Genomic DNA, 24,689 nt, shown 5'->3' on the forward strand with positions numbered 1-24,689 from the left:
ACGCCGAATCACCGCTCTCAACCCTTCCAAGGAGAACTCCATGACCCGCCTTCTTCGAGCGGCCGCGGCCGCGTGCTTGCTTTCGATCGCAGCCATTGGCTCGGCGCAGATCACCGTCAGCGCCGCACATCTGCAGGACTCGACCGGGACGCCGGTCGCCAACGCGACGATCACCTTTGCGCCGGTGAATAACGCTGGCCAGCCCATCAGCTATCGCGCCGCGGGCTCGAGCGCTGGCCAGGTGGTGGGCTCTCCTGTGACAGCGACTGTCACCGCGGGCGCGTTCACGATCTCGCTTCCGGACACGAGCCTGACGCAGCCCATCAACGTCTGCTTTGCAGCGTCGCTGCAGGACAACGTCAGCGGCGAGCAGCTGCCCTTCTCGGGGCACTCCTGCGTGCAGCCCTCGAGCACCTCGGCACAGTCCGCCTGGTGCACCACCGCGAGTGGCACGACCACATGCAACTTCGATAACTTCCCGGTGAATCAGCCGGCGCTTGTCGTTGTGCAGACCGGGCCGACTGGCGCTCCCGGCACCAATGCGGCCGGGACCAGCACTAACATCCAGAAGCTGATCGCCACGTATAAGCAGGGCGGCCCGAACCTCTACGATCCAACGCAGGCGGTGAGTAACACCGTCATCACGTCGACCGGGACGCTGGAGAGCCTGAGCGGATACACGACGTCGGGTTATATCCCGGTCACTCCGGGCGGCGCGTTCACGACGGCTTTTGGCGATGGCGACACCAACGCAGGGCTGGGGCTCTGTTACTTCGACATCAACCTCAACCCCGTCGCGGCCTCACAGGGCTTTCCCTTCACTTCGCCGCAGACCTTCACGGTGCCATCCGGCGCGACGATCGCGTACGCCCGCGTCTCCTGGGCGGTCTCCGGCGGCTCGTACCTCAACAGCACTGGCTTCGCCGCGCAGGAGATCGTGACCGGTTCATCGCTGCCAGCGTCGTACTCGAGCTTCTCGGTCTACCCTGCGTCGACGGTGGATGCCAACATCGCCACCGAGACGGCGCGGGCCGAAGCCGTGGAAGCAACGCTGCCCAGCGCGGCGGAGTCGCAGCAGATCCTCGCAGCGAGCCAGCCTACGGCCGTGAACTTGTTCGACGTAAATGCCGCGGTCCCTGGGCTGCTGGACAACGCGAGTTACTGCTGCGCTCCCGCGCATGGCGCTGGCGTCGTCGAGACCGACTCGGCACACTACGTCTCCGGCTATATCGCTGTGACTCCGGGCTCGCAATACACGATGGCCGTGGGTGACAGCGAAACCAACGCGGCCTATGGCATCAGCTGGTACACGCTGAATCGGACGCCCATCACCACGTACCACACCGGAGATGGCTTTCCCTTCACGTCGCCGCAGACCTTCACCGCGCCGGCCGGCGCGTACTGGATTCGCTTCACGGGATCGGGACCCGGCACGCAGATGTTCGTGGCCGGGTCGTCAGTTCCTTCGAGCTACGTCCCCTTCGCGCAGGTGGCTCATGTCCTCACCACCTCGGATCTTGTGCCCCTGGTGCAGGCGCAGACCAACATGGCTTCCCCCATTAAGGGCTGCCGGATCGGTGTGATAGGCGACAGCATCTCCAGCATCTTCGGGCAGGCCTGGCAGAACGTGGTCGAGGCGCGAACCGGCTGCACCCTCGAGTACCAGGACGCGCGGCCCGGACGCCTGTACGCGGACGCCATGGAGTGCTATGGGGCGTCGACCCCGACCGGAACGATCGGCAACTACAACGCCGCCAACCCGCTTACCTATGGCTCGTATGCGTCGCAGGCGTGCAGCAACTACAACTCGAGCTCGATCGCGCCCTACCCTCAGACCGGCCTGACGCTGGCGCAGAACCTGGCCAACGTCGACGTGATGTTGCTGGAGCTTGGCACAAACGATGTGACGGGTATCGGCACAGGCCTTCAGTCCATCGGCACCATCACCGACGCGCCTTCTGCCGGGACGCAGTACGGCAACTTCAACTGGCTCATCACCGCGCTTCACACTGCGAACCCGGCGATGCGCCTTCTTATCGTGACCAACGGTGCTGACGTCGGCGGGACCGGCTACAACGCGGCATCCCTCGCGACTGCGGGGGCCATCGTGGCGACGGCGCAGATCTACGCCGATCCGGTGCTGGATCTGACGAAGGTTGGCGGCGTGAATGGCCTCACCATCAGCACCCTGACCATCGACAACACCCATCCCACCACCGCGAGCTTCCAGCACTTCTTCGGCGCCGCGATCGCGAACTTCGTCCGCATGTGGTGGTAAGCAGCCGCTGATCCATTCCCCAGAAGCCCAGAGGACACTATGAAGCGAATTGCTCTCCTGCTCGCCCTGGCGGCGGCGCTGCCCGCGTGCGCCCAGACCCCGTTGACCTCCGTCACGGCTTCTTCTATCTCGATGGGCGGAGTCCCTATCGCGCAGGGAACGGTGCGTCTTACGCCCGTCACCGAGACCGGCCAGCCGTGGCCCGTCGTGCAAAGCGGCGGAGGCTTGAACGGCCCCGCCGCCTTCTCGTGCTCGCTCGTCAACGGCGCGATCGTTGGCAGCTGCCAGGTGCCCAACGCCTGCGCTACCACGCCGGCCAACATCGACTACAACATCGAGATCCGCAACACGGTCACCAGCGCAAGTTTCACTCTGAAGGTGGTGCCCGGTGTCTGCGGTACCAGTTGGCCGCTGGACCGCTATGCGCCGGCCGCGGCGACCACAACCTACATCGCAGGCCCCCAGGGCGCTCCAGGAGCGAATGGAGCCGTCTGGTGGACCTCCAGCGGAGCCCAGTCGAACGGCGTTGGCGCAAACGGAGACCTCGATCTCGATATCGTCGGCGGGAACGTCTACGAGCGGATCGCCGGCGTCTGGGTTCTGCAGGGCAACCTCAGGGGGCCACAGGGCGCGACTGGAGCCGCAGGAGCAATGGGTCCACAGGGGTTGACGGGTGCAACGGGCCCGCAAGGCAGCACTGGACCTGCAGGTGCGACCGGAGCGTCCGGTGCGGCGGGAGCAACTGGGGCCACGGGAACCGCAGGAGCGACGGGCCCAGCTGGACCCGCTCCTAACTGCACGGGCATCGTCAAGTCGACCAGTGGCACCGCTGCGTGCGCGGCATCGGCCGATATCGTCGCGGCCGTCGGGGCGGGTGTCTACGACGCGGCCAATGCAGCGGCGACTGCACAAGCGACCGCGATAGCCTCATCGCTGCAGCGGTCGTCGAACCTCTCGGACCTTGCCAGCGCTTCGACGGCTCGAACGAACCTTGGCCTCGGCAGTGTAGCCACGCACGCCGCGACGGAGTTCTTCCAGCTGTCGACCATGACGGCTCCGGGCTTCGCCGTCGCGACGGCCGCTGGGACAGCGGGCCAGGTCAACGGCAATAACTGCGTGCCCTACATGGACAGCAGCTCCAGCACCGCGCCGATATGTGGGACGCCACTCAATCTGATCTCAGTCTTCAAGACCACGCTGTGCGGCGGAGCTTCCATGGTTGCAGGGAGCGCCATTAACCCGTTCGGTGAGCTCCGCGTCGACTGCGAGGCTGGCACACCCTTCTCCGCTACGCAGATGCAGAACGCCTGCAACGATGTCACCAGTTGGTTTGCGTCGCACTTCACATCCCTGCTCATCGGCTTCGGCCCCGGCACTTACCTCGACCCCGGATGCATCGGGCAGATGCCTGTAAACACGTACCACGCCACGACTCACTATCGCGGAGTCGGAGGCGGTGCGGCCGGTGCCAACACGGTGCTATCAGGGACATCACCCGTCACCATCATTCAGGAGACGGGCTCGACGGTGCCCTCTGTGGCGGCGTTCTACCATGGCGACACTGCGTCCGTGGGCAGTGGCCTCGACCACGTAGAGATAGAGAAGCTCGTCATCGACGCGTATTACGTGACGGCAGGGTTGCAGATCGGGGACGTGTCTGCGCCCATCATCCGGGATGTTTCGATCTATCACGCCAAGGGCTTCGGCGCGGCGCTGGCAGACCCGAACGGCACTCAGGTTGTAGGCCATGGCCGCGCCGTCGAGCACCACATCGAAAACCTCCGCATCGTGGGCGACTCCGATTATGGGCAGGTAGTGAGTTACAACCGCTGCACCACTCCAAGTGGTGTATGGGCCGGAACAGGCTATACCTGCGGAGGCACCTCCGGGAGCGGAACCTTTGTTGGAGGCAGCTTCGATTACTCGCAGAACAACTACAACGGCGTTGAGGTGCACATCACTTCGCTGTACGAGGGCCTGAATGCCCCTTGCACCACAGGCACTCCGGTCGCAACGCCCAACATGACTCTGGTCAGCGGGACGACGTACACCGTTTCAAGCCTCACCCTTTCGGGCACCGCTTCGGGCTGTAATCTGCCGGTCTATGTCTATGTCACCCTCAAGCCGAATGCCACGACGGGCCTTTGGTATCCCGCCAACGCGACGGACTTCGAGGCTGACGGGGAAAAGGTCGAGGGGATATTCGATACCGCCTTCATGACTCTGGGCAGCGGAGCTCACACTCACGCGCACTGCTGGTCGAGCCCCTGGGTCTGCGCCTATGATGGCGGCCAGAGCCAGTGGATCGCATCGGACTTCGATACGTTCGCGCACATCGGTTACCTCTGCTATAGCTGCAACTCGCAGATGAGCAAGACGAACTGGGTCTATGCCACAACGCCTGCTCCTGGTGCGGTCAAGATCTATATCCAGAACTCCAGCTCGGTCATCTCTATCGATGGCGAGACGTGCGGCGGGCAGATCCCCAACCCGGTGAGTACCAACTCGGGGGACTTCGAGTACTCGGGCTACTGGGGGTATTACGACGGCCTGCCGTCCGGCATGGCGAACCTGCCGTCGACCTGGACGCTGCACTCCCTTCGATCATGCTTCAACCCGACGCTCGCGATGCCTGAGCAGACACCGTCTCTCTCGCTCCCGCTCATCTACCGCGAAGCTGCGCTGACGGTGCAGAGCAACAATATTGACGGCGGCCGTGGCCTCGAGACGATCACCCTCAGCGCAAACACCACCTTCGGACTGACGAACCTCACTACGCCGATCCCGTCCCTGCGGCTGCAGATCTGTCAGCCAGCCACGGGTTCGACTACGTATACGGTGACCTTCCCGAGCACGGTCCACGTTCCATCATCGGTGGTCACAGCAATCAACGGCATGGCCGTCAACACCTGCGCGGTTTTGGATTTTGCGAGCTTCAATAGTTCGACGCTTGAACTGTTCGCCGACAGAGAAGGGTTGGCACCGTAGATTTGCCGCCGTACAACCGGGCTTGATAAGTTGGGGGCATATCTGGGGGCATGAATCGATAGCGGAAGCGCGAAAGATGCTTTATGCCTCGCGAGCTTCGACGCGGTGGATTCCAGTCACCGCCACCAATACCTTTTCAACTTGTCGTTTCTAGACGGTTCGGTTTGCTGCGCACGCGCAAGCCGCATCGCTCCGCATCCCGGGCGGTCCTGTCGAGCCACGGGCGCATCGTGGCGCTGTGAAAGAATCGCGGCATGTCCCTGCCCAGGCTGAAGGTCGAGTCGAGCGAGTTCCTGCGTCTGGACGTGATTCGATTCGTGGCAGCCCTGTGCGTGGTCTTCCACCACTGGAAGTCTTCGCTGCTGCTGCCTGGCCGGGTGGGGCTTCCCGGTGGCAGCGCACTGCCTCGCCTGCAGTTCCTTGAGTTGAGCGTAGACATCTTCTTCGTCATCTCCGGAGTAATCATCGCCCGGGTGTATGCGGAGCGTGTGACTGACGGCAGAAGCTATCGGCAGTACCTCATCCGCCGCATCGCGAGAATCTACCCCGTCCACCTGTTGACGCTTGTGCTGATGGCCGTTCTGGCGCTCAAGGCCTCCGCGCTTGGGCTCTCAATCCTGGGAGACGACACCCTGGCGAGCTTCTTCCGGAACCTGTTCCTGGTCAATGCGTGGTGGAGGTTCGGTCTCAGCTTCAACATCGTTGCATGGTCCATCAGCGTGGAATGGCTGTGCTACCTGCTGTTCCCGGCGATGCTCTGCCTGCAGCAACGGAAGCAGCGATGGACATGGATCGCGGCGTGCTGCATGCCCATCGTGCTCTCGCTTTCTCCGGTACGGGTCGGCGAAGGCGTGTTTCACTTTGCGATCATCCGCGGACTGTTGGGGTTCTACGTCGGAATGGGAGCTCAGCTTCACCGGGCTGAGTTGCGCAGGTTCGCAATCCCCGGGGCCGTCGTTCCTGTGCTGGCGGCGCTTGCCCTCGGTCTGAGTCTGGCTGGAGTCGCTTACGTCCATCTTTACGCCCTGGCCCTTGCGATTCCGCTGTTGGCGTTTGTCGCTGACCTGCGGGGTGGCGCTTCGGCGCTCGTCCGGAACGTGGCGCCCTTGAGTCAGCTGACCTTCTCGATCTACATGTGGCACGTCCCCTTCGCGACGATTCTGCCGCTGCTCCTTCGCCGGGGGATGGCGCCTTGGGCGTGGAACTCGCTGATCGGTGTCGGCGCGCTGGTGCTTCTTTGCTTCAGTTACGTGTCGTTTGTGGCCCTGGAGGATCCCGCGCGGAGCTGGATCTCTCGGTTCGCAGGAGGCCGCCGCCGGGCCTCTGCCGTGGAGCGCGAGGGCGAGCAGATCGCGCCGTAACCGAAGTGGCCGCCGGGCGAACGGGATGGCTCGGTCTGTCGTGACGCCCCGCCGGGATATATGATCTTCTGTTACGGGGGGCGTCTAACCCCGGTAGTCGCGATTCTTTCCCCTGGAGCCGTACCGTCACTATGCCCAAGAGCCTCAAGATCTCCCTCCTCGCCGTCTCCGTGATGCTCGTAGTTGGCGTGTTCCTCGGAGTGAACGCGCGTGGCGTGCATGCGGCCGGAGATGCCCAGCAGGAAGGCGCCTACCGCCAGATCAACGTCTACGGCGAGGTTCTGCAGCACATCGAGACCGAGTACGTGGTCGATCCCAACATGCACAACGTGACCAACGGTGCGCTGCGCGGGCTGCTTGAGTCGCTTGACGCGGACTCCAGCTACCTCACCCCGGAGGACTACAAGGCCTACCGGTCGGACAAGGGCGGCAAGGCGCAGGTGGGGATCAACATCTCCAAGCGCTACGGCTACGCGACCGTGGTCTCGGTCATCGCGAACTCTCCCGCAGACAAGGCGAGCATCGCCGATGGCGACATCATCGAAGCCATCGGAACCCAGGACACGCGCGACCTTTCGCTCGCGATGATCCAAACGATGCTTGAGGGCGCTCCCGGCAGCGAGCTGCACATTGCGGTAATCCGCCCACGCAAGGCCGAGCCGGAAAAGATCACGTTGAGCCGAGTGATGATCTCCGAGCCGGCGGTGAGCGAGACGTTGTATGAGAACTCTTCCATCGTGTACCTGGCGCCGGGGATCCTCGACAAGGACCACGTGAACCAGATGGAGCAGAAGCTGAAGACCGCAGCCAAAAGCAACCGCAAGGTGCTGCTGGATCTCCGTGAAGTTTCGGCTGGAAGCATGGAGGAGGGTGTTCGCGCGGCGAACCTGTTCCTGAAGTCGGGCACGATTGCTACGCTTGAGGGCCAGAAGTTCCCCAAGCAGACGTTCGGTGCGGACGCCTCGAAGGCTGCCGATGCGACGTCGCCCCTGGTTGTCCTGGTGAACCGCGGGACGGCCGGTCCGGCAGAGCTGCTTGCGGCGGCGATTGCGGACAACCACCGCGGCGACCTCGTCGGCGAGAAGACCTTCGGCGAGGGCACGGAGCAGAAGACCTTCGAGCTCTCCGACGGTGGCGCGGTGATCCTGTCGATCGCCAAATACGCTTCGCCCGCAGGCAAGAAGTTTGAGGATGACGCGGTGACGCCGGCGACGGTGGTGGCTGCGAATGATGACCTCAGCGCGGACAGCGACTCCAGCGACAGCACCACCAAGACCCCCACGCCGCCGAAGAAGCCCACTCCGGCGCAGGACAACGTGCTGAACAAGGGCCTGGATCTGCTGAAGGCCAAGGCCGCTTAGCCGGGAACAGAAATCTTATGGGACGAGGCCCGGCGATCCGGGCCTTTTTCCTTGCCTGATTTGCTCCTCGCAGGCAGCCTTTGCGCCACATCGAAGCGTCCTTTGGCCTATACCCCTGCGTGGTACCTTGGGAGCATTGTGCCGAGTATGCTGAACCTCAACGGGCCGGAGTCTGAAAAGCCCGGCAAAGGCGGCGTCGCCGCTGCGGGCGAACCTGAGCCCGAGAGCAAGCCGCTGCGACCGGAGCTTGATTTCTGGCGCGCCGTGCGGCGGTTCCCGTTCTTTGAGGCTGATTTCCGCAACCGTCCCTTGGCGGCCCGGGCGGGATTCGCTCTGCTGATGGCTGCGTCCGCTGTCTTCGGCGTGATGGTTGGGCTTGTCCTGGTGTACTCGATCAACCTGCCGCAGATGGCCGAGCTGGAGCACTATCGTCCCAGCACGACGACCGAGCTTTACGACGTCCACGGCGAGGTGATTGGGTCGTTCGCGTTGGAGCGCCGCGTCGTCGAGCCCTACAGCGAGTTCCCCCAGGTGCTGCAGGACGCGATCATCTCCATTGAGGACAAGAACTTCTTCACCAACTCCGGGCTGAACCTGGTTCGCATGGCCGAGGCCGCCTACGAGGACGTCCACTCCCACGGGAAGGTTCAGGGAGCGTCCACGCTGACCATGCAGCTGGCCCGCAACCTGTTCCTGTCCAGCGAAAAGACCTACGGCCGCAAGATCCAGGAGATCTTCCTCACCCTTCAGATCGAGCGGCGTTTTACCAAGGATCAGATCTTCACGCTGTACGCGAACCAGATCTACCTGGGCCGCGGCACCTATGGCTTCGAGGCTGCGAGCGAATACTACTTCAGCAAGCATGTGCACGACCTGACGCTGCCGGAGGCGGCTCTGCTGGCTGCTCTGCCAAAGGGCGCCGAATACTACAACCCGATCCGGCATCCCGAGCGCGCGATGACGCGCCGCAACCTGGTGCTGTCGGAGATGGTGCAGGACCACAAGATCACCCGCGAGCAGGCCGCCGTCGCGGAGGCTGCGCCTCTGGGGCTGCACATCGAGCCCCCCGCGAACACTGAGGCACCGTACTTCGTCGAAGAGGTCCGCCGCCAGCTGGAGCGGGACTACGGCGTCGAAGAAGCGCACGGCGCGGGGCTGCGCGTGTACACGACGATGGATCTCGAGCTGCAGCGTACCGCCAAGAAGGCCCTGCTGGACGGACTCGCGTCCTATGAGCGCCGCCATGGCTGGAAGGCGAAGATCGACAACGTCAGCGCGGCTTACCCCGATCTGAACAACTACAAGCATCCGGACTGGGTGGAACCGGTCAAGGTGGGGTCGTACTTCCACGTGCTGGTGACGGCCGTTGCGCCGACGAAGCTGACGGTGCGCCTCGGCCAGCAGGAAGCTACGCTCACTCCGCCGGACTGGGCGTGGACGCAGAAGTTCAAGGCGACCGATCTGTTCAAGCCGGGCGACATCGCCTATGTGCGCGTGACCGCGGCTCCCGCAGGTGCGGCGCCCAGCGTCGTGCTGGAGCAGGACAGTGGAGCGCAGGGCTCGCTGATGGCCGTCGACAACTCCAACGGCGAGGTGCTGGCGATGGTCGGCGGTCGCGACGCCGATCTCTCGCAGTTCAACCGCGCAACCCAGGCGCAGCGGCAGGTGGGCTCGTCGTTCAAGATTTACGACTACGTCGCCGCGCTTGAGGCCGGCATGAAGCCCTACGACTCCGTCTCCGACGTGCCGACAACCTTCTACACGCCGAACGGCCCGTACACGCCCCACGACTACGAGCGCGGCAGCTTCGCAGGTTCGATGTCGCTGATCGATGCCTTCGCGGAGTCGAGGAACATCCCGGCCCTGAGGCTCGCGGACAAAGTCGGCATCAAGAACGTCATAGCCGTGGCGCACCGCTTCGGTGTCACGAGCAACATTCCCAACTTCCTGCCAGTTGCCATCGGCGCGGCGGACATCACGCTGGCCGAGCAGGTGGCGAGCTACTCGGTCTTCCCCAACGACGGCATCCGCATTCAGCCACATTACATCCGCCGCGTCTCCATGCCGGATGGTTCGCCCGTGGAGCAGAAGACTCCCGAGGTGAAGGAGGTGCTGTCGCTGGAGACGGCGCGGCAGATGATGATCCTGCTGCAGGCCGTAACGGCGCATGGAACGGCTGCGGCGACGGCCTCGATGAAACATGCTCTGGGCGGCAAAACCGGCACGACCAACAACTACACCGATGCCTGGTTCCTGGGCTTTTCGCCCAGCATCACCGCGGGCGTCTGGGTCGGGTATGACAGCCGTGTCTCGCTCGGCGAGAAGGAGACCGGCGCGCGCGCCGCCCTGCCCATCTGGATGGACTTCATGAAGGTGGCCATTGCGGACCGTCCGAATGAGCAGTTCTCGAAGGCAGGCGCCCCCAAGAAGCAGATTCAGGTGCCGACGACGGACGAAGGAGAGGCGCTCCCGAAGGCAAAGACTGCAGATGACTCGGACGACACAGGCGATTCTGACAGCACGGCTCCTGCGGACTCCAAACCGGCGACTCCTTCTCCTTCGGCGCCGGCGCCTCCTCCGGCGAACGATGCGTTGCCCAACGACGAGCCTTCGAAGCCCTCCTCGGCGGCTCCCATCGTGCGGCAGGCTGCTCCGGTAGCGAGGCCGGCAACGCCAGGCGCGGCTCCCATCGTCAGGCAGACGCCGCCCGCCACGACGGCAACGCCCAGAACCACAGCGCAGCCTCCGCGCTAGCCTCTGCCCTTCAGCCGCAGATTTTGCATTCCCATGCCCGGAGAATCTCGTTTTACCCAGTAGAGCAGCGGAATCTCGCGCGGGCTTACGGAGTGAAGCGATGCATGGAAGATGGAACAGGACGGCAGGGATGGCGGCGGTGGTGATGGCGGTCGCCTGCTGCGCTCCGATGGCAGGGTTGGCACAGCGTGAGGGGTTCACGGTGCGGGATCCTCTGTTTGCAGGCGTGGAGAGGTTCGCGAAGAACGCGGTCTCGGTGGTTCAGGTGGAGAAGGGCCCGGTCACGCTCGAGAGGGCGGAAGGGAAGGGCTCCGATGGTCGCCACGGAGCCTCCGATGTTTATGTCTACGAGTTCGAGAAGGAAGGCGCGTACGATCCTGCAGAGGTGAAGCCGTATGCCGACCGGCTGGGTGCGCAGGGTTGGAGCTGCGAGACCCTGCCGTCGCACCGCAAGCCCGGGGCGTACCGCTACAAGTGCCGCCGGCCGCTGGCGGATGGGTATCACGAGTCCGTCGACATCGTGGTGGAGGCGCGGCAGCTGGTCTTCGTGCACGGCATCAGCAATCACGAAGACAACGACTCGGGCGACTGGTAGTCAGGGCCGTGGCGCGAGTAAATCGCTCAGCGCGAAGTAGCGCTGGGCGCGCTTCACGTCGCGGAAGATCTGCGTCTTGAGCGCGTCGGGCGAGTCGAACTTCTGCTCCGAACGCAGGCGGAGCAGGAAGGTCAGCTCCAGCGGCGTGTCCTCGAAGAGGGTGACGGGCTCAAAGCCGAAGAGGTGCGTCTCGACGGCGAAGGAGTCCTCGCCGAAGGTGGGACGATTGCCCGCGTTGGTTACGCCGCGGAAGAGCTTTGCCTCCGCACCCGCGCCGATGCGCAGGGTCGTCACATAGACGCCATTCGCTGGCAGCAGGCCGCTGTAGCTGGCGATGTTGATGGTCGGCACAGCGTACTTGGTGCCGAAGCCTCGGCCATGCGCGGGCGTGGAGTGCACGCTGAAGGGACGGCCCAGCAGGGCGCGAGCCTCGGCCAGCGCCTGCGGCCTCGTCGCAAGATTCTCGGTGAGCAGAGCGCGGATACGGCTGGACGAGATCGCCCCGCCGCGAGCCATCACGGGCTGATGCGGATGGGCTTCAAAGCCGAGCGTGCGGCCCATGTCCATGAGGGTTGCCATGCCGCCCTGACGGTCGTAGCCGAAGCGGAACTCCTCGCCTTCGTGCACTTCTACGGCTCCGAGAGCTTCGCTCAGTACGGTTCGCGCGAAGTGCTCGGCGGTCCAATGACGCAGCTCCTCGTTGAAGGGAAGCACCAGCGTGGCATCGAGGCCGGTCGCGGCCAGCAGCTCCAGATTCACCGGTGTTGGGGTGAGCAGCTTCGGCGCCTTGTCGGGCCGCAGCAGGACGGCCGGATGCGGATCGAAGGTGACCGCGATGGACTGTGCGTTGAGGGCATGTGCGCGCTCCTGCACCGAAGCGATCACAGCCCGATGTCCGCAGTGCACGCCATCGAAGTTGCCGATGGTAACGACGGAGCGGGCAGCGTCTTGGGGCAGCTCGCTCAGCGAGCGGTAGATCTTCATACGGACTCCGGCGCGATGTTGAACTCCAGCGTCAGGCCGTCGTGGGCCAGCTTGATGTGGGCGGGGAGTTCGGCGTTGGTGGGCTCGTGGTCGAGGTCGTGGGAGATGTGGGTGAAGTAGGCGCGGCGGGGCGCGAACTTTTCGACGAGGGCGACGGAGTTCTCGAGGTGCGAGTGGGTGGGGTGGGGCTCGCGGCGGAGGGCGTCGAGGATGAGGATGTCGAGGCCCTGCAGCAGGGGGTAGCTCTCCTCGGGGATGTCGCTCATGTCGGTCAGGTACGCTGCGGTGCCGACGCGATAACCCGCGATGCGCTGGCGGCCGTGCATCACCGGGACGCGTAGGAACGTAGCGCCGAAGAGGTCGACCTTCGTGCCCGGCTCATCGGGCAGGCGGTTCATGTGCACGCGAGCGCTCGTGGGGTACCTTTTTTCCTTGCGGAAGGTGTACTCGAAGATGCGCTCGATGGTGTCGGCGGTGGGCTCGTCGGCGTAGAGCGGCAGGCCTTCGCGCTGGGCAAACGAGAGCGGGCGCAGGTCGTCCATGCCCAGGATGTGGTCGGCGTGGCCGTGGGTGTAGAGCACGGCATCGACGCCCCACACATCGCAGGCGATGGCCTGGGCGTGAAAGTCGGGGCCGGTATCGATGAGCACGTTGCGGGTGCGAGCGGGATCCGCGGCGTCCGGATAGCTGATCCTCACCGACGGCCGGGTGCGGCGATTTCGCGAGCCTGGGACTCGCGCGTTGGCGCAGACGGCACACGGACACCCGAGCGTTGGAACGCCCATCGAGGTGCCCGTGCCGAGGAATGTGAGCTTCGCGTTCAAGGCTCTCGGTTAGCGGACAATGCTGGGGCCGCCGGCCATGCCTCCGGGAGCGCCGGGCATTCCTTGTCCGGCGCGGGCCGCGGCCTGGCGCGCGAGCCGCTGGGTGACGTCGAGGAAGCCCATGCGGAGCTCGAAGAGGGCGCTTTCGCAGAACTTCTCCTCGTCGGGGGAGAGGTTGCCCTTGGCCTTGTCGACGACGGCGGTGATCATGTCGATCATCTGCCGCGCCCCCATGGGATCGACCGAGACCGGCTGGCCGGGTTCGGCTGCGCCCCCGAGCATCATCAGGGCCTGCATGAACAGGGTCTGGACGACGCTCTGGAAGGTGATCGGCGGGGGCTGCTCGGCGCCCAGGTTCTGCGAGCGGATCGCGGTGTCGAGGCGGTCGAGCGTGTCGTCGTAGGCGCGCTTTACCTGCTCGATCTGGTCGGCGGTGAGGGCAGGGAGCTGGTCGGCGGCGTCCTCTGCGGAGCCCATGGATTCTTCACCGGCTTCAGCCTGTGGCTCGGCTGGTGGAACCTCGTCGGGAGCGGTGACGAGACGCGGACCGCCCACTGCAGGAGCTTCTGCGGCTACTTCTGCGGCCGGGGTCTCGTGGGTGGGCTCCGGTGTGGGAGCGGAGGGGGTGTCGTGGCGCAGCTCGCCGTCGGCGGTGAACTTGCGGCGGTCGTTGATGACGAATGGCTTGTCAGGCATGGGTACGGTTCACTCTCTCGTTAAGGCTACCAGCTTCGATGCGGCGGGCGGTGAATCGGTGCCAGGGTCCCCCCTCCTCCCTTGAATACGCAAATGTTGATTCGGAGGTGGTTAGGTCTGGACCTCGCCCCAGCCGCATTGGCGGCGTGGCGCGCATGCAGGAAGCCCTAAGTCCATTGTAGTCAGTGCGGCGGGGAAGTATGCCAAATGGGCTCGGCGGTTGAAGGGGGTCTATATGTCGCGCTTTCAGCGCTCGGAGCCCTTTGGTGGTACGGTACCTGGGGCTTCGCCCCAAGCTGGTATATGGCCGCGCCGTTGGCGCTCAATGAAAGTGGAGCGTAGCGAATTCGAGGGAGCTGTTGATTGCCGGTACTGGCCAACAGCAGGTTTCTCCACTTCGCGGGACGATAAGACTGTCCCGCTTCGGTCGAAATGACACATTTTTTGATGAGTTGGAATATGTAACTGCAGCCCAGCTGTTGGACCTCCTGAACTACTTGGCAGACGCCGTCCCGCCTTCATAGGAGAGCGGCTTCGCGGCGAACTCGCGGCGTAGGTAGCCGAGGGCGTGCCATTGGCCATCGACCTCGACGGCGGAAGTCAGCTCGCCTGCGGTTTTGCCGTCGACGGTGAGCGGGGTGGGCAGCGCGGCAGGAGCGCCGGTGAGGGTGAACTTCGAGAAGATGCGGTGGACCTGGCCGCGGGAGTGGATGCGCTCGACGATCTCTTGGCCGAGGTAGCAGCCCTTGGAGAAGTGTAGGGCGTGGGTTTGGCCGGTTTCCTGGGGAAGGTCCTTGGCTGTTTCGGTGTTGCGGATGTCGGTTCCGTATTTGGGGATGCCGGAGAGGATGCGGTGGGCTTCGAGGGCCTCGGGGGAGGCTTCGGGGTCGCCAATGCTGCGAATCCAATCGAGTGTCGTGTGATCGCCCCAGAACTCGTAGTGGTTTTTTGCCACGCTCAGGATCAACGGATCACCGTCGATGCTCGTCGGATCACCAAATATATCGCGAGCTGGCGAAATGCTGACCGGGGTCGTCGGCCACGCATTACCGACATCGAGAGAAGCGAGAGCGCCAGGACCGACGACCAGGACGCCAGTCTTGTCGGTCAAAGCAGGCGTCAGCTCGACGTCGTCCATGATGATGAATTTGTCGAGATGTTGGTTAACGGTTTCGAGTTGCGAGTTGTCGGTTTCGAGTAGGTACGTCGGGTCGCCTTCGCCTGGTTCGCGGTAGATCATGGCGTCGGCCTGGATGCGGCCCTGGGCGTTGAGGAGGAAGTTGTAGTTTCCTTCGCCGGGCTTGAGGTCCTTGATGTTGTTGGTGACCATGCCGTTGAGCCAGCGGGTGGCGTCGGAGCCGGTGATGCGGAGGAAGGCGCGGTCCGTGATCAGCGCGTAGGCTGCGTGGTGGCGGATGGCGTCGAGGTCGGTGCTGGAGATGCTCGTCATATTGGGGCCAGGTAATAGTCTGGGACTTTTCTACGTCTATGGAAAGAGGATGCGCGCCGAAGGGGCCAGGGTTCAGGGTTTAGGGCCCAGGGCTCAGAGTGCTGATGACTGGGCGGGCCAGCCCTGGATTACCCAACGTACACTGGGGTGCGGCAGGATCAGGAGAATTTGAACGAGTGAGTGGTGAGCGGGTAGGTTTGGGGATGGTGGGAGTTGGGTGTGCATTGCTCGCGGGCATGATGGCCACGGGCGCCTTGGGACAGAGCAGCGGCACGCCGAGTCAACCGCAGGATCCGCAGCCGCCGGTTCACGCGACCGATCCCGGCGTGACGCCTCCGCAGGTGACTGCCGGGCAGCAGATGGTCACCATCCAGACCGTCCTGAGCAAGAAGCAGCAGGACGACATCCTCGCGGACGCTGACAATCTGTTCAAGTTTGCCTCCAAGGTGACGGGGCTGCCGATTCAGCACAAGGTGAAGAAGGTCTTCATCTCCCGCGACGAGGTGAACGCGGAGCTGCGGAAGAAGTTCGACGAGGACAAAGGCAACAAGCGCATGGAGCGCAGCGAACTGGTGCTGAAGAAGTTCGGCTTCCTCGATCCGGACTTCCAGCTGCGGCCTTTCCTGCTGAGCCTGCTCACGGAACAGATTGCCGGCTTCTACGACGCGAAGACCAAGACGATGAACCTGCTCAACTGGGTGCCGATCGAAGAACAGAAGCCGGTGATGGCGCATGAGCTGACCCACGCGCTGCAGGACCAGAAGGTGAACCTGGACAAGTGGGAGGACCCCCAGCCCGAGGGTGTCGCGAAGAACATGCAGGAGGACAACCTGCATATCCAGACCGACGAGGCAGGCACCGCGCGTGAGGCCGCGGTCGAGGGCCAGGCGATGGTCTCCTTTGCGGACTACCTGATCAACCAACAACAGCCCGGCAAGACGCTGAGGGATGCACCCCAGGTGGGCGAGCAGATCTCCAACGGCGCGGGTGATGTGTCGGACTCGCCGGTGCTGGCGAGGGCTCCGCTGGTACTGCAGCAGGCGATGTTGTTCCCGTACACGCAGGGGCTGGCGTTCGAGCAGGCGGTGCTGCTGCGCAAGGGCGTGGATGAGGCGTTCAGCGGCGTTCTCGCGAACCCGCCGAACTCGAGCTACGAGGTGATGAACCCGGCGTCGTGGATGCAGCACAATCCGGTGCCGGTGATGGCGATGCCGAACATCCATCCGCTGCTGGATGCGGCAGGATATGAGCCTTACGACATTGGCGTGATGGGCGAGCTGGATGTGCGCATGACGACGGAGTTGTTTGGCGGGCGGCCGCTGGCAGAGGCGCTGGCGCCGCAGTGGGATGGCGGTATCTACTACGCCGCGCAGCGCAGGAATGCGACGCCCGCGGAGAAGCAGACGACCAGGTCTATCGCGTTGCTGTACAGCTCGAAGTGGAAGGACGAGAACGCCGCGCGGAGCTTCATGAAGGTCTTCGAACAGCAGCTGGGTCGTCAGTATGACGGGCTCGAGCGCCGGCAGAAGGACGAGACCGGCGACGATGAGCGGGTGTATTCGACGCGCGAGGGCGATGTGGTGCTGTCGGTGGAAGGCGAGCGGGTGTGGGTGAGCGAAGGCTTCGAGATGCCGCTGGCGCGCAACCTGCGGGAGATGGTCGAAGGCGCGCAGGGGACGGGGCCGATTCGTAGCGCGAGCAATGACCGGAGTCAGGGGTCAGGGCCCAGGGTCCAGAGTGCGCAGACTCTCGTGCCGCGGGGCGAGCTGCTCACCGGCTTCGGAGCGGAGCTCGCGCGCTTTGGGATGATTCGCGCGGTGCTGCAGTAGGGCCCGACGTATCTACATATCCCGAACGATATATCCAGAACGACCAAGAGATGTGACATTTCGACCGGAGAGGGACGGTTTCATCGTCCCGCGCAGCGGAGAAACCTGCATCTTTGCCAGCGCAGGCAAACTACAGGTCCCTCTCACCCGCTCGGGATGACACATCTTTCAGGGAGTCATTGACTCGGGGCACTTTGAGGTTCTCAATGCAGCCTACTTCGTCGGCGACAAGCTCATGACGTTGATGTTCGCCAGGCCGTGGAGCCAGCGGGCGGGGCGCGCGTCGACGGTGTTGACGAGCTGGATGGTGCCGCCTTCGGTGTCGGGCAGGCTGTCGCCTTTCATGATGGCGACGATGACCTGTCCGGTGGAGAACATGGGCTCGACCTCTGCCGCGGAGTAGAGCACGAAGTAGTGGTCCGTGCCCGTGGCGATGATGGAGGAGTGCAGGATCAGCGGCTGGGTCTCGCGCGAGGCCGTGAGGCCGGAGGAGGCGAGGACGTCGGAGAGCAGCGGGCCGGTGTAGCTTTCCTCGATGCCGCCGCGATGCTCGTTCTTGACCTTGAGGGTGACCTGCTTCATCTTCATCAGCTCGGCCACCGTGAAGACGGTGGTGTGGCCTTCGAAGGTGACGGTGAGGGACTTCGATGCCGGGACCGGGGGCTTCATCGGCATTGGCGCGACGCCGCTTTGCGCGGGCGTGGATGCCTGTCCCCACGCGTGGGGCGCGAGCGAAAGGGAACCGAGGACGAGGGTTGCGGCGAAGAGGCGGCGCGTCATGCAGACAGCATACGCCGCGCCGTTCCTATACGGTTGCCAATAGCGATTTCTTCGTGTTTGGCCGTGCTGGCAAGATGCAGGTTTCTCCACTACGCGGGACGATGAAACTGTCCCGCTCCGGTCGAAATGACGCATCTTGGATGGTTCGCAAGATGGTCGATACAGCCTACAACCTACGGCCGGGTGTCGGTCGCGTTGCGGATCTCGATGGAGGCAACGTTGCTGATGCGGCGCGCGGTCTTGATGTCGGCCGAGTCGAAGAGGGCGAACTGGCCGATGGTGTCGGGCAGGGGCGCGCCGTCGCGCTGGATGGCGATGATGGCCTGGCCCTTGTGGAAGGTGCTGAGCAGCTCGGCGTAGGAGTAGACGACGGCGTAGCCATCGGTGCCGTAGACGACGGCGTAGCGGTGCATGAGGTGATGCTCGGTGTCGGGCGTGTCGACGAGGCCGCAGGCCGCGGCGACGTCGGAGACGAGGGGACCGGTCCAGGTCATGTCCTTCTTGGTCTTGCCGTCGACGACGGTGACGTTGACCTGAGGCAGGGCCTTGAGGTCGGCGAGGGTGAAGACCTTTACCTTGCCGTCGATGATGACGGAGAGCGCGGTGGAAACCGGGCCGGGCTGGTGGGTGTGGTCGCCGTGGCCGCCGTGGGCCATCGGCATACTGCTCTGAGCCACCAGTTGAGGTGACAGGATGAGTGCGGACAGCAGAAGGAAGATTGTGCGCATTCCGCGATTGTACCGATGCTGGCTGAGCATCATGATATGCTGCGCAGAATTCATCACGTTCACATTCCAGGCGGCAGAGGAGTTTATGCCTAATCGGATCGTGTATAGCCTTGTGTTTCTTTTCTCGCTTCTGAGCGTGCGGCGTGTCGCGGCACAGACGGACGCGTTGCGGCGGCATGAAGAGGTGGAGGGGTACTTCTCCTCGCTGGCCTATTTGGATAACTCGAAGTACATCGGTGGGGGCGCGGAGTATACGTGGGCTCCTCGGCGCTGGATTGGGGCCGGTGCAGGGGTTACCGCGTCCGATTCGACACAGGTTCTGAGGCTGACGAGTTTTAAGATCGGTGAACCCCTGACATACGCGTACGGGTTTGTGCGCAGTGGCTGGACGTTCAAGCGTTTCGGCGTGTACGGGGTGGTGGCCGGGGGCAGGACGACGGTCAACGGGTTCAATGGCATCGATGAAAACCTGAATCCTACGTATGGCAACTACAGCGTGCCGACGTTCGCGGCTGGTGGGAAATTCGAGATCGCTGTGACCCGCCGGCTCACGCTGAACTATGAGGCCTTTGACAAGCTGCAGTTTGGCGGCGACTCCACGTTCCATGAGCCCGCGAGCCTTGGAGGCTCCTATGTGGTGCACGGTTTGACGGAGCAGACGCAGGAGATCCGAGCGGGTCTTGGTTTCCATTTTTGAGGGGATGATTGGCCGGGCTGGCGATGTGCCCTATACTTTTCTCATGTCGATTGTGAAGAACATCGCCGCGATCGCCCAGGGAATGAGCATCACGCTCCGCGAGGGCTTTCAGCCGACCGAGGTCGAGAACTACCCCGACGGCAAGGGGCCGCTGCGTGGCGCGGTCCTGCAGGAGCGTTTCCGCGGCAAGCACCAGCTGCAGCGCGACGAGAACGGCCTGGAGAAGTGCGTGGCGTGCTTTCTGTGCGCTGCTGCCTGCCCGGCCAACTGTATTTACATCGAGGCGGCGGATAACACCGAAGCCAAGCGGATCTCGTCGGCCGAGCGCTATGCGCAGGTGTACAACATCGACTACAACCGCTGCATCTTCTGCGGCTACTGCGTGGAGGCCTGCCCGACCGATGCGATTACGCATGGGCATGGCTTTGAGCTCGCGAGCCTGAACGCTACCGGCATGGTGATGCGCAAGGAAGACCTGCTGGTGTCTGTTCCGGCTGGTCTTCCGCGTTCGGACAAAGAGCAGGCGGAAGTGCTCGCGTAGAGGCAGGGGCCAGGGTTTAGGGCCCAGGGTTCAGTACGATGGACGGCGAGCCGATGGCTCGCCGTTTTCGTTTTTTGCTGGCAGATCTGAAGGGAGAGTCCGGATGCGTGCAGGAATGTTGGCAGGATCGTTGGCGGCGGTGATGCTTGCTGTGTCGGGGGGACTGGGCGATGGGCAGACGCCTGCGCCGTCCGCGCAGGTGCCTGCGGGGTACATCCCAACCGTGCGGAAGCTGGAGCATGGCAAGGCTCCGCGGATGACGTGGCAGCTCGTATCGGAGGCCAATGGCGAGCGGACGTTTGCGGTGATCTTTCTCACCGGCGATGAGCTGTTGGCGGGGATCACGGAGTTTGCGGAAGGGCAGCATATCGCGGCGGCTCGCATCACGGGGATCGGGGCGATCAGCCATGCGACGCTGGGCTGGCTTGACCTGGAGAAGAAGGCGTACAAGCCGATTGTGATCAGCGACCAGGTGGAGGTGACGTCGATGCTGGGCGACATTGCGGAGCTGAACGGCAAGCCCAGCGTGCATCTGCACCTCACCGTCGCGCATCAGGATGGGGCGGTAACCGGTGGGCACCTGATCGAAGCGTTTACGCGACCGACGCTGGAGGTGATCGTGACGGAGTACCCGAAGGGTCTGCACAAGGAGTTCGATCCCGAGGTGGGGATGACCTTGATTAGGCCGAAGAGCTAGAAGAGCTAGGGATTAGGGAACAGGGATTAGGGATTAGGAAACAAGCTGCGAGATATGCTGAAGGGATGGGCATCGTGAGGAAGACACAGCCGAAGCACCCGCTGGCGAAGTTGATGGAAGAGCGCATCGTGATTATCGATGGCGCGATGGGAACGACGATCCGCACCTATGGGATGACGGAAGCCGACATCCGAGGCGAGCGGTTTGCCAACGCGAAGAAGGACATGCTGAACAACGGCGACATCTTCTCGCTGACGCAGCCGAAGATGATCGGCGACATCCATCGCCGCTTCCTCGAAGCGGGCGCGGACATCATCGAGACGAATACGTTTGGTGCGACGACGATCTCGCAGAGCGAGTTCTTTGTGGATGACCCGCGGGAACATGGCGGGCGCAAAGACCCTGAGTTCTATCAGAAGATCATCGACGACACGATGCTGAGTGATCTGGCGTGGGAGATCAACGAGACGAGCGCGCGGCAGTGTCGCGAATGGGCGGATCGCGTGGGCAATGACACCGGGCGGCAGAGGTTTGTTGCCGGAGCGATTGGGCCGTTGACGGTGTCGCTGTCCAACTCGCCGGATGCGGATGATCCGGGCTTTCGCGTGGTGACGTTCGACCAGGTGCTGACTGCGTACAAGCAGGAGGTTCGCGCGTTGATCGCGGGCGGCGTGGACACGTTGCTGGTGGAGACGATCTTCGATTCGCTGAATGCGAAGGCGGCGCTGGTGGCCATTCGCGAGGTGTTCGATGAGGATGGGCTCACCGCTGCGGGTAAGGAGTTGCCGATCCAGATCAGCGCGGCAGTGGGACGTGGTGGAGAGACGATGATCTCCGCGCAGACGGTGGAGGCGATGTGGACGGCGGTGGCGCAGGCGCGTCCGTTGTCGGTGGGGCTGAACTGCTCGCTGGGGCCGGACCTGATGCATCCGTTCCTCGCGGAGCTTGCGGGCAAGGCGGGGTGTGCTGTGAGCTGCTATCCGAATGCGGGTCTGCCGAATCCGCTGGCTCCTACGGGCTTCGATCTTCTGCCGGATGATATGGGGCGGTTGCTGGGCGAGTTTGGGCGCGAGGGCATTGTGAACATTGCGGGCGGCTGCTGCGGGAATACTCCGGATCATATTGCTGCGATTGCGAAGGCGCTTGAGGGTGTGGCTCCGCGGCGGTATGGAGCTGCGTTGATTGAGGTGGCGGCTTGAGTCTGGACGAGAAGCAGATCCTCTCCGAGGATGACAACAATGAGGCCAGGGTCCAGGGCTCAGGGTCCAGGGGCCAGAGTGCGGAAACGCAGATTCCCATGCGGCAAGCAGAGGGGAATGATGGCGAAGAGCAGATCCTCTCCGAGGATGACAACCAGAAAGGCAACGATAACGACGAGACGACTCCGTTCAAGCCGCTGCGGCTTTCGGGGTCGCAGCCGTTCGTGCAGCAGCCGGGCGTCTACATGATGATCGGCGAGCGCACGAACGTGGCCGGGTCGCCGAAGTTCGCGAAGCTGATCAAGGAAGGCAAGTACGAAGAGGCCGTCAGCGTTGCGGTGCAGCAGGTGGAGAACGGCGCGAACGTCATCGACATCTGCATGGACGAGGGCATGATCGACGGCGTGGCCGCGATGACGCGCTTCCTGCAGCTGCTGGGCTCGGAGCCTGATGTGGCGAAGGTTCCGTTCATGGTGGACTCCTCGAAGTGGGAGGTCATCGAGGCGGGGCTGAAGTGCATCCAGGGCAAGGGCATCGTGAACTCGATCTCACTGAAGGAAGGCGAGGAGAAGTTCCGGGCCAACGCGCGGGCTGTGCTGAAGTATGGCGCTGCGGTTGTCGTGATGGCCTTCGATGAACAGGGCCAGGCCGCGACGTATGAGGACAAGATTCGCATCTGCGAGCGCGCGTACCGCATGCTTGTCGACGAGATCGGATTTCCGCCGGAAGACATCATCTTCGATCCGAACATCCTGACCGTGGCGACGGGTATGGAAGAGCATGCGAACTACGCGCTGGACTTCATCAACGCGACGCGGTGGATCAAGCAGAACCTTCCGCACGCGAAGGTGTCGGGTGGTGTTTCAAACATCAGCTTCAGCTTCCGCGGCAACAACAAGGTGCGCGAGGCGATGCACTCGGCGTTCCTGTACTACGCGATCGGCGCGGGCATGGACATGGGCATCGTCAACGCCGGCATGCTCGAGGTGTACGAGGAGATCGATCCCGAGCTGAAAGAGTTGGTGGAGGATGTGCTGCTCAATCGGCGGCCCGATGCCACGGAGCGGCTGGTGGACTTTGGCGAGGCGCTGAAGGCCGCGGGAGCAGGCGGCGACAAGGCGGCGGAGAAGAAGGCCGAAGAGTGGCGCAACGGGACGGTCGAGGAGCGGCTGAGCCATGCGCTGGTGAAGGGCATCGACGCGTACATCGAGATCGATACGGAAGAGGCGCGCGCGAAGCTGGGCCGGCCGCTGCTGGTGATCGAAGGCCCGCTGATGGCGGGCATGGGGGTGGTGGGCGATCTGTTCGGTGCGGGCAAGATGTTTCTGCCGCAGGTGGTGAAGAGCGCTCGCGTGATGAAGAAGGCCGTGGCGTATCTGTTTCCGTTCATGGAGGCGGAGAAGGCCGCGATGATTGCGGCGGGCGAAGAGGTGAAGGCACAGGGCAAGATCGTGCTGGCGACGGTGAAGGGCGATGTGCATGACATCGGCAAGAACATTGTGGGCGTGGTGCTGGCCTGCAATAACTACGAAGTCATTGACATGGGCGTGATGGTGCCCGCGGAGAAGATCCTCGAGCGCGCGAAGGAGGTGCGTGCGGACATCATCGGCTTGAGCGGGCTGATTACGCCGTCGCTCGATGAGATGGTGCATGTGGCGCGCGAGATGGAGCGGCAGGGCTTCAAGGTGCCGCTGCTTATCGGTGGAGCGACTACCAGCCGCGCGCATACGGCGATCAAGATTGCGCCGCATTACTCGCAACCGGTGGTGCATGTGCTGGACGCGAGCCGCGCGGTGCCGGTGACGACGAGCCTGCTGAGTGTCGATGGCCGCGAGGACTTTGAGACGCAGCACCGTTCGGACTACGAGGCGATTCGGACGTCGCACAATGCGCCGAAGGCGAAGGCTCTGCCGCTGGCCGAGGCTCGCGCACGGCGCACGAAGATCGAGTGGCGCGATGAGGATATTGCGAAGCCTGAGTTCTTCGGTGTGCATACGCTGGAGGACTTTCCGCTCTCGACGCTGCGAGAGTTTATCGACTGGTCGCCGTTCTTCCATACCTGGGGGATGAAGGGGATCTATCCGCGCATTCTCAATGCTGAGAAGCCGGAGCAGGAGGAGCAGGCCAAGCATGCGCGCGCGTTGTTTGCCGATGGGCAGGCGATGCTGGAGCGGATCGTCGAAGCCAAGTTGATTACGGCACGTGGTGTGTATGGCTTCTTCCGCGCGAATGCTGTGGGCGATGACATTGTGCTGTACAAAGACGATGCGCGCAGCGAAGAACTCGCAGTGCTGCACGGGCTGCGGCAGCAGGTGCATCGCGAAGGCTCGGAGCCTTGCCGGAACATTGCGGATTTTGTCGCGCCGAAGGAGACGGGGCTTGCTGACTCTGTGGGTGCGTTTGCGGTGACCAGCGGCATTGGATTGCCGGAGGTGGTGGAGCGGTTCAAGGCCGCGAACGACGATTACTCGGCGATCATGGCGGAGGCGATTGCGGACCGGCTGGCTGAGGCGTTTGCGGAGTGCCTGCACAAGCGGGTGCGCGATCAGTGGGGCTACGGGCTGACCGAGAACCTCACGCCGGCGGAGTTGATCCAGGAAGGGTATCGCGGCATCCGGCCTGCGCCGGGGTATCCCGCGTCCCCGGACCATACGGAGAAGGGCACGATCTGGAAGCTGCTGGATACGGAGAAGGCCACGGGGATGAAGCTGACGGAGAACTTTGCCATGTGGCCGGGGTCGAGCGTGAGCGGGTTGTACTTTGCACATCCGCAGTCGCGTTACTTCGCGCTGGGGAAGATCGATCGCGACCAGGTGGAGGACTATGCCGAGCGCAAGGGCATGAGCGTGGACGAGGTTGAACGCTGGCTGGGGCCGAATTTGAACTACAAGTGAGATAGAGAGCAGACAGTAGACAGTAGATCGAAG

At 63.5% G+C, this 24,689-nt stretch carries 18 protein-coding genes; 12 read left to right on the top strand and 6 right to left on the bottom strand.

Going from position 1 to position 24,689, the window contains the following annotated elements:
- Positions 1–40 precede the first annotated feature (40 nt).
- The 6 genes from C4S68_RS17725 to C4S68_RS17750 all read left to right on the top strand — a co-directional run bounded on the left by C4S68_RS17725 (position 41) and on the right by C4S68_RS17750 (position 11,337).
- The gene (locus C4S68_RS17725; RefSeq protein ID WP_103934426.1) at positions 41–2,278 is read left to right on the top strand and encodes an SGNH/GDSL hydrolase family protein; all 2,238 of its coding nucleotides are present in this window, start codon (positions 41–43) and stop codon (positions 2,276–2,278) included.
- Between the two features lie 39 nt (positions 2,279–2,317).
- Entirely contained in the window at positions 2,318–5,266 is a 2,949-nt protein-coding gene (locus tag C4S68_RS23285) for a hypothetical protein (protein ID WP_103934427.1), read from the top strand.
- 254 nt (positions 5,267–5,520) lie between these two features.
- Complete coding sequence (locus tag C4S68_RS17735) at positions 5,521–6,627, top strand: acyltransferase family protein (protein WP_103934428.1); 1,107 nt, start codon at positions 5,521–5,523, stop codon at positions 6,625–6,627.
- 131 nt (positions 6,628–6,758) lie between these two features.
- Positions 6,759–7,988 carry a S41 family peptidase gene (locus C4S68_RS17740; RefSeq protein ID WP_103934429.1) on the top strand — a complete coding sequence of 410 codons (1,230 nt, stop codon included), beginning with the start codon at positions 6,759–6,761 and terminating at the stop codon, positions 7,986–7,988.
- A gap of 147 nt (positions 7,989–8,135) precedes the next feature.
- A complete protein-coding gene (locus tag C4S68_RS17745) occupies positions 8,136–10,742 on the top strand; it encodes a penicillin-binding protein 1A (RefSeq protein ID WP_103934430.1) in 2,607 nt (868 codons plus the stop codon).
- A gap of 100 nt (positions 10,743–10,842) precedes the next feature.
- Positions 10,843–11,337, top strand: coding sequence for a hypothetical protein (locus tag C4S68_RS17750; protein WP_146072201.1), 495 nt, complete (start codon positions 10,843–10,845; stop codon positions 11,335–11,337).
- Here the strand turns inward: C4S68_RS17750 and ribF are convergent, their stop codons facing one another.
- The 4 genes from ribF to ygfZ form a co-directional block, all read right to left on the bottom strand.
- Positions 11,338–12,321 (bottom strand): riboflavin biosynthesis protein RibF, encoded by a 984-nt coding sequence (ribF, locus tag C4S68_RS17755; RefSeq protein WP_103934432.1) that lies wholly within the window; start codon positions 12,319–12,321, stop codon positions 11,338–11,340.
- Positions 12,318–13,145, bottom strand: a complete 828-nt coding sequence (locus tag C4S68_RS17760; protein WP_103934433.1) for an MBL fold metallo-hydrolase — start codon at positions 13,143–13,145, stop codon at positions 12,318–12,320. Before C4S68_RS17760 ends, ribF begins: the two co-directional genes overlap by 4 nt.
- 9 nt (positions 13,146–13,154) lie before the next feature.
- Positions 13,155–13,841, bottom strand: a complete 687-nt coding sequence (locus C4S68_RS17765; protein ID WP_103934434.1) for a DUF1844 domain-containing protein — start codon at positions 13,839–13,841, stop codon at positions 13,155–13,157.
- 493 nt (positions 13,842–14,334) lie between these two features.
- The gene (ygfZ, locus tag C4S68_RS17770; RefSeq protein WP_103934435.1) at positions 14,335–15,291 is read right to left on the bottom strand and encodes a CAF17-like 4Fe-4S cluster assembly/insertion protein YgfZ; all 957 of its coding nucleotides are present in this window, start codon (positions 15,289–15,291) and stop codon (positions 14,335–14,337) included.
- A 176-nt stretch (positions 15,292–15,467) separates the two neighbouring features.
- Between ygfZ and C4S68_RS17775 the strand changes: the two genes are divergently transcribed.
- Entirely contained in the window at positions 15,468–17,120 is a 1,653-nt protein-coding gene (locus C4S68_RS17775; RefSeq protein WP_146072202.1) for a hypothetical protein, read from the top strand.
- Positions 17,121–17,333: 213 nt separating this feature from the next.
- Here C4S68_RS17775 and C4S68_RS17780 read toward each other — a convergent pair whose 3' ends face one another.
- Together C4S68_RS17780 and C4S68_RS17785 are read right to left on the bottom strand one after the other, a co-directional pair.
- Entirely contained in the window at positions 17,334–17,900 is a 567-nt protein-coding gene (locus C4S68_RS17780; protein ID WP_103934437.1) for a hypothetical protein, read from the bottom strand.
- Positions 17,901–18,073: 173 nt separating this feature from the next.
- A complete protein-coding gene (locus tag C4S68_RS17785; RefSeq protein ID WP_146072203.1) occupies positions 18,074–18,628 on the bottom strand; it encodes a molybdopterin-binding protein in 555 nt (184 codons plus the stop codon).
- A gap of 85 nt (positions 18,629–18,713) precedes the next feature.
- On the opposite strand from C4S68_RS17785, the gene C4S68_RS17790 reads away from it, so the two are divergent.
- The 5 genes from C4S68_RS17790 (at position 18,714) to metH (ending at position 24,656) form a co-directional block, all read left to right on the top strand.
- Positions 18,714–19,325 carry a hypothetical protein gene (locus tag C4S68_RS17790; RefSeq protein ID WP_146072204.1) on the top strand — a complete coding sequence of 204 codons (612 nt, stop codon included), beginning with the start codon at positions 18,714–18,716 and terminating at the stop codon, positions 19,323–19,325.
- 43 nt (positions 19,326–19,368) lie between these two features.
- Positions 19,369–19,866 carry a NuoI/complex I 23 kDa subunit family protein gene (locus C4S68_RS17795; protein WP_103934517.1) on the top strand — a complete coding sequence of 166 codons (498 nt, stop codon included), beginning with the start codon at positions 19,369–19,371 and terminating at the stop codon, positions 19,864–19,866.
- Positions 19,867–19,969: 103 nt separating this feature from the next.
- Positions 19,970–20,563, top strand: a complete 594-nt coding sequence (locus tag C4S68_RS17800) for a PPC domain-containing DNA-binding protein (protein WP_200821586.1) — start codon at positions 19,970–19,972, stop codon at positions 20,561–20,563.
- A 113-nt stretch (positions 20,564–20,676) separates the two neighbouring features.
- Complete coding sequence (locus C4S68_RS17805; RefSeq protein WP_268807295.1) at positions 20,677–21,762, top strand: homocysteine S-methyltransferase family protein; 1,086 nt, start codon at positions 20,677–20,679, stop codon at positions 21,760–21,762.
- On the top strand, positions 21,759–24,656 hold the full coding sequence (metH, locus tag C4S68_RS17810; RefSeq protein WP_235011681.1) for a methionine synthase: 2,898 nt from the start codon (positions 21,759–21,761) through the stop codon (positions 24,654–24,656). Before C4S68_RS17805 ends, metH begins: the two co-directional genes overlap by 4 nt.
- The last annotated feature ends 33 nt before the right edge of the window (positions 24,657–24,689 follow it).

The sequence above is a fragment of the Bryocella elongata genome (assembly GCF_900108185.1).
GTDB classification, from domain to species: Bacteria; Acidobacteriota; Terriglobia; order Terriglobales; family Acidobacteriaceae; genus Granulicella; species Granulicella elongata.